At 66.9% G+C, this 13,682-nt stretch carries 13 protein-coding genes; 10 read left to right on the top strand and 3 right to left on the bottom strand.

Annotation, left to right across the window (positions count from 1 at the left end; all coding sequences use genetic code 11):
• Positions 1 to 98: 98 nt before the first annotated feature.
• Positions 99 to 551 (bottom strand): universal stress protein, encoded by a 453-nt coding sequence (locus tag Q358_RS0109060; RefSeq protein WP_027961753.1) that lies wholly within the window; start codon positions 549 to 551, stop codon positions 99 to 101.
• Between the two features lie 207 nt (positions 552 to 758).
• Positions 759 to 1,013, bottom strand: a complete 255-nt coding sequence (locus Q358_RS0109055; RefSeq protein WP_027961752.1) for a hypothetical protein — start codon at positions 1,011 to 1,013, stop codon at positions 759 to 761.
• Between the two features lie 156 nt (positions 1,014 to 1,169).
• Between Q358_RS0109055 and Q358_RS0109050 the strand changes: the two genes are divergently transcribed.
• From Q358_RS0109050 to rapA, 4 genes are all read left to right on the top strand, one after another.
• Positions 1,170 to 1,973, top strand: a complete 804-nt coding sequence (locus tag Q358_RS0109050; RefSeq protein WP_027961751.1) for a TlpA disulfide reductase family protein — start codon at positions 1,170 to 1,172, stop codon at positions 1,971 to 1,973.
• 28 nt (positions 1,974 to 2,001) lie between these two features.
• Positions 2,002 to 2,769, top strand: coding sequence for a 7-alpha-hydroxysteroid dehydrogenase (gene hdhA, locus Q358_RS0109045; protein WP_027961750.1), 768 nt, complete (start codon positions 2,002 to 2,004; stop codon positions 2,767 to 2,769).
• A gap of 89 nt (positions 2,770 to 2,858) precedes the next feature.
• Positions 2,859 to 3,659: an SDR family oxidoreductase gene (locus tag Q358_RS0109040; RefSeq protein WP_027961749.1), complete on the top strand. Its 801-nt coding sequence runs from the start codon at positions 2,859 to 2,861 to the stop codon at positions 3,657 to 3,659.
• A gap of 305 nt (positions 3,660 to 3,964) precedes the next feature.
• On the top strand, positions 3,965 to 6,913 hold the full coding sequence (gene rapA / locus Q358_RS0109035) for an RNA polymerase-associated protein RapA (RefSeq protein WP_027961748.1): 2,949 nt from the start codon (positions 3,965 to 3,967) through the stop codon (positions 6,911 to 6,913).
• 28 nt (positions 6,914 to 6,941) lie between these two features.
• Here the strand turns inward: rapA and Q358_RS0109030 are convergent, their stop codons facing one another.
• The gene (locus Q358_RS0109030; RefSeq protein WP_027961747.1) at positions 6,942 to 7,847 is read right to left on the bottom strand and encodes a TIGR01777 family oxidoreductase; all 906 of its coding nucleotides are present in this window, start codon (positions 7,845 to 7,847) and stop codon (positions 6,942 to 6,944) included.
• 84 nt (positions 7,848 to 7,931) lie between these two features.
• On the opposite strand from Q358_RS0109030, the gene Q358_RS0109025 reads away from it, so the two are divergent.
• The 6 genes from Q358_RS0109025 to Q358_RS0109000 are packed head-to-tail and all read left to right on the top strand — an operon-like array spanning position 7,932 to position 13,679.
• The gene (locus Q358_RS0109025; RefSeq protein WP_027961746.1) at positions 7,932 to 8,852 is read left to right on the top strand and encodes a MerR family transcriptional regulator; all 921 of its coding nucleotides are present in this window, start codon (positions 7,932 to 7,934) and stop codon (positions 8,850 to 8,852) included.
• Between the two features lie 10 nt (positions 8,853 to 8,862).
• Entirely contained in the window at positions 8,863 to 10,278 is a 1,416-nt protein-coding gene (gene phrB, locus Q358_RS0109020; protein ID WP_027961745.1) for a deoxyribodipyrimidine photo-lyase, read from the top strand.
• Between the two features lie 15 nt (positions 10,279 to 10,293).
• Entirely contained in the window at positions 10,294 to 10,734 is a 441-nt protein-coding gene (locus tag Q358_RS0109015; protein WP_027961744.1) for a nuclear transport factor 2 family protein, read from the top strand.
• Between the two features lie 43 nt (positions 10,735 to 10,777).
• Entirely contained in the window at positions 10,778 to 11,563 is a 786-nt protein-coding gene (locus Q358_RS0109010) for an SDR family NAD(P)-dependent oxidoreductase (RefSeq protein ID WP_027961743.1), read from the top strand.
• Positions 11,560 to 12,906: an NAD(P)/FAD-dependent oxidoreductase gene (locus Q358_RS0109005; protein ID WP_027961742.1), complete on the top strand. Its 1,347-nt coding sequence runs from the start codon at positions 11,560 to 11,562 to the stop codon at positions 12,904 to 12,906. The genes Q358_RS0109010 and Q358_RS0109005 overlap by 4 nt, the downstream gene beginning before the upstream one ends.
• Positions 12,903 to 13,679 (top strand): DUF1365 domain-containing protein, encoded by a 777-nt coding sequence (locus Q358_RS0109000; RefSeq protein ID WP_027961741.1) that lies wholly within the window; start codon positions 12,903 to 12,905, stop codon positions 13,677 to 13,679. The genes Q358_RS0109005 and Q358_RS0109000 overlap by 4 nt, the downstream gene beginning before the upstream one ends.
• Positions 13,680 to 13,682: the final 3 nt, after the last annotated feature.

The following is a 13,682-nucleotide window of genomic DNA, read 5'->3' as shown; positions in this document are numbered from 1 at the left end:
TGACGAGGCCTTAGAACGGCTCCAGAAAAACGGCCACTCAGCTCATTAGAGCGGTGGCCGTTTTTCGTTGCCATGCCCCCGACGGGGCTCATCGCCCCTCAGGTCACGGTGATGACACCACAATCGGCGATATGACTGACCTTGTGGGAGACGCTGCCGAATATCATGCCTCGCACATTGCTGAGCCCACGGCTGCCCATGACGATAGCGTCGGCTCCAACCTCTTCGGCCTGCTCCTTGATCCGCTGGGCCGGATACCCCTGGCACACACCCTCTTCCACCTCCAGGCCGCCGAGATCAACCGCGGCACGCGCCTGCTCGATCACCTTGCGAGCCTCATCCTTCATGCCCTGGGCCAGCTTCTCTCGCTCCTCGGCGGAAAAGGGCTCGACGGGGCCTCCCGCAAACAGCCCGATATTGTCCGGTGGATATTCCGCCACGGTCATCAGGTGCAGTTTCGCCTCTCCCCCACGGGCCAGGGAAGCGGCAACCCTGAGCGCCTTGATGGCATGCTCGGAACCGTCGAGAGGAACCAGAATCTTCGAATACATGGTGTCGCTCCTGCAGCTGAGAAGGTGATGGGCCAAGGGTACCCACTTCTCACAGCATAGCCTCACGGCGGCCCCAATACTTGCTCTATATCAAGCATGGCTCTGACTATCTTTGCCCGTGGACAAAAGTCCGAGCTGCCCGAGAGCTACAGTCGCGGCAGCATGAACCCATCGCGCAGTCCCGACGACAGAACAAGGGAGCATTCTTTAATGCTCACCCTCGTCTCGAGATTCTCCGGAATCGGCCCGCCGTTGTGCCGCCGCCCGGCGTGACTGATTGCGGCGATAGCGCCGCGCCAGGGCGATCCATAACGCGGCCACCACCATGGCGGCCAGGGTCAAGCCCTGCCAGGGGCGAGCAGCATCGCCCATTACCGTTTCCAGCGTAATGATCAGGATAAAGCCCAGCGCCTGACTGGCGATGGCCAGGGCGCGCAGGGTATCGAAGGCAGACTTGGCCATGGTGGCTCCCGGTAGCAATTGCGCAAGATGGATCGAATGCCGTGGATGACAGTCCCGGTCACCGGCAGTAGGCTTGACGGGGTCCGGAGTCGGCTGCGCCACAGTGTAACCGCTCACCCATCGCCCGCCGACCCTGCCCTCAAGGAGTCATGCTTCATGGATGCCATCGCCCTGGGCCCCGTCCTGCTTTCGTTACCCCGCCTCTACGCGCTCGTGGCGGCACTGCTTTTGCTGGGCGTCAGCGGTTGGCTACTGGGCCTGCCGCGCCGAACTCACAGCCGCTGGTTCAATGGCCTGCTGCTGGTCTGGTTGATCGGCGCGCGGGTCGGCCATGTGGCGCTCCATCTCGATGCCTACGCCACCGCCCCGCTGGATATCCTCAAGCTGTGGCAGCCCGGCTACCACGGGCTCTGGGGTCTGATGGCCGGGCTTATCTGGACCGGTTGGGCGCTGCGCGACCATCTGGGTCGACTGATCGGCGCCATGGCCATGCTGGTGGTGGTATCGGCGCTGTGGCTGGCCACCGTTACCCTGGCGCCCTTCGGTAGCGGCATGGCGCTCAAGACCCTGCCCGATACGACCCTGGAAAACCTCGAAGGCGAGCTCGTCAACCTGCGCGACCTCGAGGGCGAACGCGTCGTACTCAACCTGTGGGCCACCTGGTGCCCGCCCTGCCGGCGCGAAATGCCCCTGCTGGCTGCGGCCGATGCCCGTGAAGGCGTTACCGTGGTAATCGCCAACCAGGGCGAGTCGCTGCTGCAGGTGGTGCGCTACCTGGACGACCAGGAGCTCGACTTTCGCTATCCGCTGCTCGACCCGCACCAGGAGCTGATGGTGCTGAGCGAGTCTCCCGGGCTGCCCACCACCTTGCTGTTCGACGCTCAGGGCCGGGCCGTGGAACAACATGTGGGCGAGCTGACTCGCGCCCATCTCGACGCCTGGCTGACGCCGTCCTCCTAATCACCCCCGATCCCTAAGGGAGCTCCCCATGTACGATCCCCAGCAGTTTACGCTGACCGACCAGGTCGCCCTCATCACCGGCGCCGGCGCCGGCATCGGCCAAGCTATCGCCGAAACATTCGCCCGGGCCGGCGCCGCCGTCGTGGTCAGCGACCTGGATGCCGATTCGGCCGCCATGGTGGCGAAAGACATTGAAGACGCCGGCGGCCGGGCTATCGGCGTCGCCTGCGACGTCACCCGCGAGGCAGACCTCAGCGGGGTCGTGGCCAAGGCGGTGGATACCTTCGGCAAGCTGACACTGCTGGTCAGCAACGCCGGAGGCGGCGGCCCCAAGCCCTTCGACATGCCCATGGAAGACTTCCGTCGCGCCTACGACCTGAACGTCTTCTCGCTGTTCCGACTGGCCCAGCTGGCCGCGCCGGAGATGGAGAAGGCCGGGGGCGGCGCGATACTGGCCATCACCTCGATGTCGGCCGAGAACAAGAACAAGCGCATGGCTTCCTATGCCTCCTCCAAGGCGGCCACCAGCCATCTGGTGCGCAACATCGCCTTCGACCTCGGCCCCAGGAACATTCGAGTCAACGGCATCGCCCCGGGGGCCACCCGCACCGAGGCATTGAAGTCGGTACTCAACGACGAGGTCGAGCAGCAGATGCTGACCCATACCCCGATCAAGCGACTCGGCGAGCCCGAGGACATGGCCAACGCGGCGCTATTCCTCTGCGCGCCGGCCTCGAGCTGGATCAGCGGTCAGATCCTGACCGTCTCCGGCGGCGGCGTGCAGGAACTGGACTAATCCGATGGCGGGCGGCCCGGCATTCGCCATGAACCGCTCCGCTATATCAACCCTGAAGCTCAAGCCATAAGTACAAGGAAAGTAATGCCATGACCCACCCATTCGATGCCTTCGCCGATTTCCACATGGGCGGCCACAGCGTGATCGTTACCGGCGGTGCCCAGAACATCGGCGCGGGGATCGCAAGAACCCTGGCCGGCGCCGGGGCACAAGTGATGATTGCGGACCTCCAGGGCGACAAGTCCCAGGAAACGGCCGCCGCGATCGAGGCCGAGACCGGCAGTCGCTGCCTGGGCATGGGCTGCGACGTGACCCGCAGCGAGGATATCGATGCGGTGGTCACCGCCGCCGTGGCCGAGTTCGGCGGCCTCTCGACGCTAATCAACAATGTCGGCTGGGGGCCGCGTCACCCCGACCCCACCGCGATCAGCGACGATGAGTTGATCGAGGCCTACCGACTCAACACCATCAGCGCCTATCGCATGACCATGGCTTGCCTCCCGCATCTTCTCGAGGCGGAGAACCCCAGTGTCGTCAACTCCGGTTCATTCTCCTCTGCCGTGCCGGCCTACGACATCCTGGCCTACGGCACCGCCAAGGCGGCGCTCAACCAGATGATGGTCTCGATCGCTCACATGCTGGCTCAGAAGGTCCGAGTCAACTCGGTGCTGATCGGCACGGTGCTGACCGAGGGCTACGCCGCTGCGGGCCTGGACCCCGCCATCCAGGAAAAGCTCAAGCACCCTGACAACCTGATCGGTCGCACCGGACAGCCCCGGGATATTGCCAACGCAATGCTGTGGCTGACCTCGCCGGCCAGCGCCTGGGTCAGCGGCCAGACCATCAAGGTCCACGGCGGCGGCTCGGTCGTGCGGCTGCTCGGCAAGTAAGCAACACCTCGCCGCATGGTACAGGCCATGCGGCCACAGCCACGATCACCATGAGCCTGATTGCCGGCATCGTGGCCGGTGCCGAGTAAGCCCCTGCCTACCAGGCCCTGAACGTTCCGCTGGCACTGGCCTCGGCTGCTGGTCGACCAGGATATATTTGTCGCACCGAGACTCTCCCATAAAGGCACCATCAGGTGCCCGAGGCTTAAGCCGCGCCGGGCTTTGCTGTAAGATACCGCGCCTTTGTCCAGGCCGCCCTTCCGGGTGGCCGTGAGCGCACCCTGTTACAGCATCCTCGAGGCATCATGAGCGACTTCACCCCCGGCCAGCGCTGGATCAGCGACGGCGAGGCCGAACTCGGCCTAGGCACTATCCTCAATTGTGACGCCCGCAGCGTGACCGTGCTGTTCGGCGCCAGCCAGGAGACCCGCACCTACAGCAGCCGCCAGGCCCCGCTCACGCGGGTGGCCTTCGGCAGCGGCGACCGCATCCAGGCGGCCGAAGGCTGGACACTGACCGTCGATGACGCCAAGGAAGCCGGCGGCCTGATCGTCTATATCGGCGAGAACGACCAAGGTGAACTTACCGAGCTTTCCGAGGCCCGCCTGGCCGACAGCATGCAGTTCGACCAGGCTCGCGACCGACTGCTAACCGGCCAGGTCAATCGCAACGACTGGTTCGACCTGCGCTTTCGCACCCTGCACCACTATCATCGGGTGGAGCAGAGCCCGGCGCTGGGCCTGTCCGGCCCCCGCATCGACCTGATCCCCCATCAGCTGTATATCGCCGACGAGGTCGCTCGGCGTCATGCCCCGCGGGTCCTGCTCGCCGACGAGGTCGGCCTGGGCAAGACCATCGAGGCGGGGCTGATCCTGCACCGCCTGCTGCTCACCGGGCGCGCCGAGCGGGCCTTGATCCTGGTGCCGGACAGCCTGACCCATCAGTGGCTGGTGGAGCTGCTGCGCCGCTTCGCCCTCGAGGTTACCCTGCTCGACGAGCAGCAGAGCCAGGCCCACGGCGACACCAATCCCTTCGAGGCCGGCCAGCTGATCCTGGCCAGCCAGGACTGGTTATTCGCCAACCCCCACCGCCAGACCCAAGCCCAGGCCTGCTCCTGGGACCTGCTGATCGTCGACGAGGCTCATCACCTGGACTGGAGCGAGGAGCAGGTCGGCACCAGCTACGCCTGCGTAGAGCGCCTCGCCGCCGAGAGCGAGGGCCTGCTGCTGCTGACCGCCACCCCGGAGCAGATGGGCCTGGAGAGCCACTTCGCCCGCCTGCGCCTGCTCGACCCGGGTCGCTATCACAGCCTAGCGGCCTTCCGCGAGGAAGAGACCCACTATGTGGAGGTGGCCCAGGCGATCGATGCCCTGGAGCGCCTGCCCGGCAGCGATGAGGAGCGCGAGCGCGTGGCGGCGGTGATCGATGAACCCGACAGCCTGGCCCTGCTCGCCACCCTGGCCAACCCCGAGGCCGACGCGGCCCAGCACGATGCCGTCCGCGACCAGCTACGCGACCAGCTGCTCGACCGTCACGGCACCGGCCGGGTAATGTTCCGCAACAGCCGCCGCCACGTAGGCGGCTTCCCCGAGCGGCGCCTGCACGTCACCGAACTCGCGCCACCGGCCGCCTATCGGCGCGTGCTGCGCAAGCTGGACCGCGACGAGGATTACCTCGACGACCTGCTGATCGAGAGCGGCCTCGACCACCCCGAGGTGCTGATCTACCTGGATGCCATGTACCGCGCCCTCTCCGATGACCCGCTCAACAGCGAGCCCTGGTGGCAGATCGACCCCCGGGTCAACTGGCTGCTGGAGCGCCTGGCCGACGATGGCGAGGGCGGCCTGGCCGGTGACAAGGTGCTGGTGATCGCCCATGAGCGGGAAACCGCCGAGGAGCTGGCCGAGGCCCTGCGTGTGCTGGGCGGCTACCACGCCCCGGTGTTCCACGAAGGGCTCTCGCTGGTGGAACGCGACCGCGCCGCGGCGGCCTTCGCCGATGAAGAGGAAGGCTGCCAGGTGCTGGTGTGCTCCGAGATCGGTTCCGAGGGGCGCAACTTCCAGTTCTGCCGCCACCTGGTGATGTTCGACCTCCCGCTGCATCCCGATCAGCTGGAACAACGCATCGGCCGCCTGGACCGCATCGGCCAGCGCCACGCCATCGAGCTCCATGTGCCGGTCTTCGAGGCCAGCCCCGGCGAGAAGCTGCTGCGCTGGTATCGCGACGGCATGGACGCCTTCAGCGCCCCCCACGGCATCGGCAGCGAGATCTTCGATGCCTTCGGCGATGCCCTGGCCGACGCCCTGCTCGACGACGAGGCCATCGAGGAGGTGGTCGAGGAAACCCGAGCGCTGTTCGATAGCCGACTGGCCGAGCGCGACGCCGGTCGCAATCGCCTGCTGGAACTCAACGCCTGCCGACACGAGCGTGCCGAGGCGGTAGCCGCGGCCATCGGCGAGCTGGACGAGGACCGCGCCCTGCGCCGCTACCTGGACCTGGCGCTGGATATCTTCGGCGTCGACAGCCAGGACCTGGGCGGCGGCATCCAGCACCTGGTGGCCGGCCCCCAGATGCTCGACGGCCTGCCGGGGCTGGCCAAGGGCGAGGAAGGCTTCTCCGCCACCCTGTCGCGCTCGCGGGCGCTGGCCCGTGACGACGTACAACGACTTTCCTGGGAGCACCCGGTGGTGCGCGAGATAATGGGGCGCATCCTCGACGGCAGCATGGGCAACACCGCGCTGGCGCTGCTCCAGCACCCTTCGCTGCCGCCCGGGCGCGTCATGGTGGAATTGATCTATCGCACCCACTGTCCGGCACCCAGGAAATTGCACCTCAATCGCTTCCTGCCGCCCACGGCGGTGCGCGTGCTGCTGGACGAATCCGGAGCCAACCTGACCGACAAGATCTCCTTCACCGGGCTCTCGAAAAACCTGCAGAAGGTCAAGAAGGCGATGGCGCGGGACCTGATCCGCAGCCGCCTGGACGTGCTGCGCGAACTGCTCGACCGCGGCGAAGGCGAGGCGGAACGCGAACTGCCCACCATCGTCGAGGACGCCCAGGCCCGCATGCGCGACGCACTGGATGGCGAGCTGGCCCGACTGACCGCCCTGGCGCGCCGCAATCCGGCGGTACGCGAGGAAGAGCTCACCGCGCTGCGCGACGAGCGCACCGCGCTGGACGAGGCCATCGAAGGAACTCGACTGCGCCTGGATGCGGTACGAGTCATCGTCACGGTGGGCGAGGAAGGACGGTGAGTCCCGCCCCTCGGTTTTGGCTTGGCTATCAAGCCAGAATGTCTTCCAGGGCGCCCTCCAGCGTCTCGAACTGGAAGTCGAAGCCGGCCTCGAGTAGCCGGGCCGGGCGCATGTCGGCGCCGGTCAGCAGCAGCCGTGCCATCTCGCCGAGGGCCGTCTCCAGGGCAATGGCCGGCACCGGCAGGAAGGCCGGGCGCTTCAGGTGACCGGCCAGGGTGCGGGTGAACTCGGCGTTGGTAACCGGGTGCGGCGCGCTACCATTGAAGGCTCCCGCCAGTTCGTCGTGTTCGAGCAGAAACAGGATCGCGCGCACCAGGTCCTCGCGATGGATCCAGGGCATGTACTGCTCGCCGCTGCCGAAGCGCCCGCCCAGGCCCAACTTGAAGGGCGGCAGCATCTTCTCCAGGCTGCCGCCGCCCTGGTCCAGCACCAGCCCGGTGCGCAGCAATGCGACCCGCACGCCAAACGATTCGGCCTTGCGGGCGGCTTCCTCCCAGCGACGACAGAGGCGATGGGCAAACTCGTCGTGGGCCGTCGTTTCCTCGGTCACCTCGCGATCTCCTTGATCGCCGTAGTACCCCATCGCCGACCCGGACACCATGACCCGAGGCATCCGTGCACCGGTCTGTTGCAGCTGTTCGCAGAGGCCTACCAGTTCGCGGGTAACATTCAGCCGCGAATCCAGCAGTTTCTCCTTCTGATCGTCGCTCCAGCGCTTGGCCGCAATGGACTCGCCGGCCAGGTTGACCAGGGCCTCGGGCGGGGCATCGACGAAATCCAGCGCCGAACGCCGCACGTCCACCGACTCGGGAAGCCGCGAACGCGCCGCCTCGGGGTCCCGCGAAACGACCTGCACCCGATGCTCTGCCTCGATCAGTCGCTGGCACAGGCGCTGGCCTACAAAACCGCTTCCTCCGGTGATCAGCACGCGCATCTGGATCTCCTCGTCATTCGTGTTGAGTTATACAGCTGTTGTACACTTCTGCTAGTCTAGCGGAAAACCATCTCCGAGGGTGCCATGAACGAGCCGACTCAGCACGGTAGCGACACGCCGCTCTACCCGATTCGCGAGGTGTCTCGTCTCACCGGCGTCAACTCCGTGACCCTGCGCGCCTGGGAGCGTCGCTACGGGCTGATTCGACCGCGCCGCACCCCCAAGGGCCACCGTCTCTATGCCCGGGAGGACGTCGAGCGAGTCGAGCAGATCCTGCAGTGGCTCAACCGCGGCGTCCCCGTCAGTCAGGTGCGCGAACTGATCGACCATCCCGGCATGGCAGAGCCCGAAGTACCGCCTCCCGATCCCGGTGACTGGCCCGCCCAGCGCACTCGCTTGATCAATGCCGTGGAGGCGCTGGACACCGCTCGCCTCGAGACTCTCTACACGCAATCGCTGGCGCTCTACCCGGTGAGCACCTGCGTCACCGAACTGTGGGCGCCGGCGCTGCGCGAGCTGGAGGAGCGCTGGAACGAGCGTCTCGGCGACGAGCTGCAGCGCCGCACGCTGGAGTCCTTCCTGCGCACACGCATCGGCATGCGGCTCTATCACGGCAATGCAAGCGCCGAGGGGCCGCCCCTGCTGGCCATGCCACTTCCCGACGACCCCGGTACCCTTTGGTTACTGCTTGTCGCGCTGCTGGCCGGCGATCGCGGCCTGCACGTTTGGCTGCTCGACGCCGCGCCACCGCTGGGTGAACTGCCTCTGGCGGTGGCACGCCTGGGCGCCAGCGGCGTGTTGCTGGTCGGTAGCCATGCCGGACGCAACGACCTGATGCGCCGCCAACTACCGCGCCTGGCCGAACAGCTCGACGTCCCGCTGGGGCTCTGTGGTCCGGCGGCACGTATCCGCCAGGCCGAACTCGACGGCAGCGGCGTGGCGACCCTGGGTGACGACCTCGGCGAGGCGATCTCTCGGCTCCAGGCCCTCCTGCAGACGACGTGAAGGATCCGCTATGCCCACGACCCTGATCTGGTTTCGCAACGATCTGCGACTCCATGACAACCGCGCCCTGGCCGCCGCCGCGCGCCGCGGCCCCGTGGTAGCCGTCTACCTGCGCGCCCTGCCCCATTGGCAACGCCATGGCCATGGCGCCAACCAACTCGACTTCCGAGCCCGCGGCGTAACGGCACTCAAGGCGTCGCTGGAAGACCTGGGCATTCCGCTTCTCCACCGGGATATCGACGATTTCCGCGAGGCGCCCGAGGCCCTGCTGGCCATCGCCCGGGAGACCGGGGCCCACGGGCTGCACTTCAACCGTGAATACCCGGTGGATGAACGCGACCGGGACGCCGCGGTGGTCACAGCCTTCCAGGCGGCGGGTCTCGCCGTGGAGGGCCACCACGACGCCGTGGCGTTCGCCCCGGGAGAGCTGCTCACCGGCAAGGGCGACTTCTATGGCGTCTTCACCCCCTTCGCCAAGGCCTGGCACCGCCGGCTGACCGCCGAGCGCCTGGCACTCAGCGACATCCCGGCCCCCCAGGCACCCATCGGCATCACGAGCGACCCGTTGCCCGCCCTGCCGACACTCGCCGACACTCCCATCGACGCTGAGCAGTGGCCCGCCGGAGAAGACCCCGCCGCCGACCGCCTGGAACGCTTCCTGCGCTTTCGCGCCCGCCATTACGCCAACCAACGTGACTTCCCGGCGATCGGCGGTACCAGCGAGCTCTCGCCCTACCTCGCCCTGGGCATGATCTCCTGGCGCCAGTGTCTGCAGGCGGTGCTGGCCGACAACGACGGCGGCCTGGCCGAGGGCGATGCGGGCCTGACCGCCTGGGTCAATGAGCTGGTGTGGCGCGAGTTCTACCGGCATGTGGCGGTGGGTTTCCCACGAGTGTGCCGCCACCGCGCCTTTCAGCGTCATACCGAGTCCCTCGCCTGGCGCGATGACGAGGCGGGCTTCAACGCCTGGTGCGAGGGTCGCACCGGTTATCCCATCGTCGATGCCGCCATGCGCCAGCTGGTCGCCACCGGCTGGATGCACAACCGCCTGCGCATGGTCACCGCCATGTTCCTGAGCAAGCACCTGTTGGTCGACTGGCGCCGCGGCGAGGCCTTCTTCCTTCGCCACCTGGTGGACGGCGAGTTTTGCGCCAACAACGGCGGTTGGCAGTGGGCCGCCTCTACCGGCACCGATGCGGCCCCCTACTTCCGCATCTTCAATCCCACGACCCAGTCCCAGCGCTTCGACCCCGACGGCACCTTCCTGGCCGCATGGCTACCCGAGCTGGCAGAGCTCCCCGCCAAGGCACGCCACGCCCCGCCCCGCGACCTGCTCGGCGGCACTCGCTATCCTCACCCCATCGTCGACCATAAGGCCGCCCGCCTGCGTGCCCTGGAGGCCTTCAAGGCACTGAAAACCGACTAAACCAAGGAGCGCCCGATGTCAGCCGACCCGCAGCTGGAGGCCTTCTGTGCCTTTTTCAAAAATCTAGACAAAAGATGTACAAAAAGTCTTTACAAGTTCTATACTCCAGATATCGTCTTCCAGGACGCCTTGCACCGCATCGAAGGCACTGAATCGCTTGAGCGCTACTTTTCGAGCTTATACAGCAACGTTACAGCGTGTCATTTCGTCTTCCACGAGCGACAGCGCAACGGCCAGGAAGCCTTTACCACCTGGACACTGCACCTGGAGCACCCCCGGCTGAACAAGGGACGTGTGGTCGAGGTGGAGGGATGCTCCCACCTCCGCTTCGCGGACGACGGCAGCGGCAGAGTCGTCCGCCACCGCGACTATTTCGATGCCGGCGCCCTGCTCTACGAGCGGCTGCCCCTGCTGGGCGGCGCCATACGGCTGATCAAGCGCCAGCTAGACGCCTGAAGGCAATGGCCTCGGGCACCGCCACCACCACCCCGGAGGCCCCATGTCCGATTGTCAGCGCACCTGGCTCACCGGTGCCGGCTCGGGTATCGGCCGTGCCCTGGCCGAACGCCTGCTAGCCCGCGGTGACCATGTCGTCCTCAGCGGTCGCAACGCGGCCCCCCTCGAGGACCTGGCCGCCAACCGAACCAACGCCACGGTGTTGCCTCTCGATATTACCGACCGCGAGGCGGTGCGCGATGCCGGCCGACGGCTCGAGGCGGCCCTCGGCGGGCTCGACCTGGTGATTCTCAACGCCGGTACCTGCGAGTACTTCGATGCCGGAGGCGTCGACGTCGATATGGTGGAACGGGTATTTGCCGCCAACTTCCAGGGGGCCATCCACTGCATCGACGCGGCCCTGCCATTGCTGCGCCGCGCGCGTGCCGAAGGAGGCCGGCCGCTGCTGGCTGCCACTTCCAGCGCCGCGGCCTACCTGGCGCTGCCCCGCGCCGAAGCCTACGGCGCCTCCAAGGCCGCGCTGAGCCATTTCCTGGAGGCACTGCGCCTGGACCTGCATGCCGAGGGGATCCAAATAAGCGTCATCCATCCCGGCTTCGTTCGCACACCGCTCACCGACCGCAATGACTTCCCCATGCCGATGTGCGTCGAGGTCGACCAGGCCGCCGATGCGATTCTCGATGGCCTCGACCACCGCCGCCTGGATATCCATTTTCCGCGCCGCTTCACCTTGCTGGTCAAGCTGATGGGCATCCTGCCCGTATCACTTCGTTTTCGTCTGGGGCGGCGCCTTTCGCGATCCAGGACTGCCACGGAGGCTCGCCCATGAACGCCTGCTCATCACACGCGCCGGCGCCCAGGCGCATTGCCGTGGTCGGCGGTGGCATCGCCGGCATGGCCGCCGCCTGGTATCTATCGGGCCGTCACGAGGTGACGCTGCTCGAGGCCGACGCGCGCCTGGGCGGCCACACCGCCACCGTGGATGTGGAGGTCGAAGGCCGTCACCATGCCATCGATACCGGCTTCATCGTCTTCAACGACCGAAACTACCCACACTTCCGGCGTTTGCTGCAGCGCCTCGGCGTCACCGCACAGCCCACCGAGATGAGCTTCTCGGTGCATGAAACGGACCGAGACTTCGAGTACAACGGCCACACTCTGGCCAGCCTGTTCGCTCAGCGACGCAACCTGCTTCGCCCCAGCTTCTACGGCCTGCTGAGCGAGATTCTGCGCTTCAATCGCGAGGCGACCCGGGCCATGGATGACGGCACTCTCGACCCCACCGTCACCCTGGGCACCTGGCTGGAAGCGCGCCGTTTCGGTACCGCCTTCCAGAAACGCTACCTGCTCCCCATGGGGGCCGCGATATGGTCGGCGAGCCTCAGCGACCTGCGAGACTTCCCGCTGCAGTTTTTCGTGCGCTTCTTCCACCACCACGGCCTGCTCTCGATAAACGACAGGCCACAGTGGTACACCCTGGCCGGCGGTTCGCGCCGCTATATTTCACCGCTCACCGCGCCCTACGCCGGCCGTATCCGCCTGTCGACGCCGGTGCTCGGCATCCGCAGGCTGACCGACGGCGTGGCACTGCGCACCGCCCTCGGCACCGAGCACTTCGACGAGGTGATTCTGGCCTGTCACGCCGACCAGGCACTGACGCTGCTGGAGGACCCGAGCCCCGCCGAACACGAGATCCTCGCCGCCCTGCCCTATCAGGACAATGAGGTGGTGCTGCACACCGACACCCGCCTGCTGCCGCGCCGCCGCCGCGCCTGGGCGAGCTGGAACTACCGGCTCGACGGGCGCGACGAGGCGGCCCGGATCTCGGTCACCTACGCCATGAACATCCTGCAACGCCTGGAGGCGCCTCAGACCTTCTGCGTGACCCTGAACGACACCAATGCCATCGACCCGGCACGGATACTGGGGCGTTTCACCTACGCCCATCCACAGTTCACCCTGGCCGGCGAAGCGGCCAAGGCACGCCATGCCGAGATCTCCGGCATGCCCTTTCGCACCCACTACTGCGGCGCCTACTGGCGTAACGGCTTCCACGAGGATGGCGTATGGAGCGCCCTGCGCGTGGCCAACGACCTGGGCGGCGGCGAGGCGGGGCCCGGCGGCATCGCAGCGCCGGCGACCCCGACGGAAAAGCAGGCCCAACGCGCATGATCACCCGGCCACGCTCACGCATCTACCGTGGCGAGCTGCGTCATCGACGCTTCCTGCCGCGCGACCATGTCTTCACCTATGGGATATGGATGGCCTGGCTCGATCTCGACGAGATCCCCGAGCTCTTCGACGGCGTGCCCGGCTTCAGCGCCCGGCGTCCCGCCCTGGCCCGATTTCGAAGCGCGGACCATCTCCCAGGCGAGCCGACACCCCGGGGTCGTTCGCTGAAGCAGGCGGTGCGCGATGAGCTGACCCGCCGACTGGGTGATGCCCCCGACGGGCGCATATGCCTGCTGACTCAGCTGCGCACCCTGGGCCTGGGCTTCAACCCCCTCTCGCTCTACTACGCCTTCGATGCCCGCGGCGAACTTCGCGCGGTGCTGGGCGAGGTCAACAATATCCCCTGGGGCGAGCGCACCTACTACGCCTGCGCCGTGGACCCGAGCCGCCACTCCCACGGCGCCGAGTTCGCCAAGGCGATGCACGTCTCCCCCTTCAACCCCATGGACATGACGTATCGCTGGCGCTTCAACACCCCCGACGAGCGCCTGTTGATGCACATGGAGAACTGGGGCGAGGGCAAATGTCACTTCGACGCCACCCTGACCCTGACGGCACGTCCCGCCACCCGCCGCGTGCTGCTCGGCACCCTGGCGCGCCAGCCGTGGATGAGTATCAAGACACTGGCCGCTATCCACGTCGAGGCGCTGCGGCTGTGGGCCAAGCGTGTGCCGGTCCATGACCACCCCGGCCCCGACGCCGACCGCTCGTAGGAG

This window comes from Halomonas halodenitrificans DSM 735, from assembly GCF_000620045.1.
Lineage (GTDB): Bacteria > Pseudomonadota > Gammaproteobacteria > Pseudomonadales > Halomonadaceae > Halomonas > Halomonas halodenitrificans.
The sequence above is the reverse complement of the archived record's forward strand: the minus strand, read 5'-3'. Positions and strand labels throughout refer to the sequence as shown.

What these genes read in the sequence shown, in the direction of transcription:
- hdhA (WP_027961750.1), top strand. Translation starts at nt 2,002, where the DNA reads ATGTACGATCCCCAGCAGTTTACGCTGACCGACCAGGTCGCCCTCATC.
- rapA (WP_027961748.1), top strand. Translation starts at nt 3,965, where the DNA reads ATGAGCGACTTCACCCCCGGCCAGCGCTGGATCAGCGACGGCGAGGCC.
- Q358_RS0109040 (WP_027961749.1), top strand. Translation starts at nt 2,859, where the DNA reads ATGACCCACCCATTCGATGCCTTCGCCGATTTCCACATGGGCGGCCAC.
- Q358_RS0109025 (WP_027961746.1), top strand. Translation starts at nt 7,932, where the DNA reads ATGAACGAGCCGACTCAGCACGGTAGCGACACGCCGCTCTACCCGATT.
- Q358_RS0109050 (WP_027961751.1), top strand. Translation starts at nt 1,170, where the DNA reads ATGGATGCCATCGCCCTGGGCCCCGTCCTGCTTTCGTTACCCCGCCTC.
- Q358_RS0109005 (WP_027961742.1), top strand. Translation starts at nt 11,560, where the DNA reads ATGAACGCCTGCTCATCACACGCGCCGGCGCCCAGGCGCATTGCCGTG.
- phrB (WP_027961745.1), top strand. Translation starts at nt 8,863, where the DNA reads ATGCCCACGACCCTGATCTGGTTTCGCAACGATCTGCGACTCCATGAC.
- Q358_RS0109055 (WP_027961752.1), bottom strand. Translation starts at nt 1,013, where the DNA reads ATGGCCAAGTCTGCCTTCGATACCCTGCGCGCCCTGGCCATCGCCAGT.
- Q358_RS0109000 (WP_027961741.1), top strand. Translation starts at nt 12,903, where the DNA reads ATGATCACCCGGCCACGCTCACGCATCTACCGTGGCGAGCTGCGTCAT.
- Q358_RS0109030 (WP_027961747.1), bottom strand. Translation starts at nt 7,847, where the DNA reads ATGCGCGTGCTGATCACCGGAGGAAGCGGTTTTGTAGGCCAGCGCCTG.
- Q358_RS0109015 (WP_027961744.1), top strand. Translation starts at nt 10,294, where the DNA reads ATGTCAGCCGACCCGCAGCTGGAGGCCTTCTGTGCCTTTTTCAAAAAT.
- Q358_RS0109060 (WP_027961753.1), bottom strand. Translation starts at nt 551, where the DNA reads ATGTATTCGAAGATTCTGGTTCCTCTCGACGGTTCCGAGCATGCCATC.
- Q358_RS0109010 (WP_027961743.1), top strand. Translation starts at nt 10,778, where the DNA reads ATGTCCGATTGTCAGCGCACCTGGCTCACCGGTGCCGGCTCGGGTATC.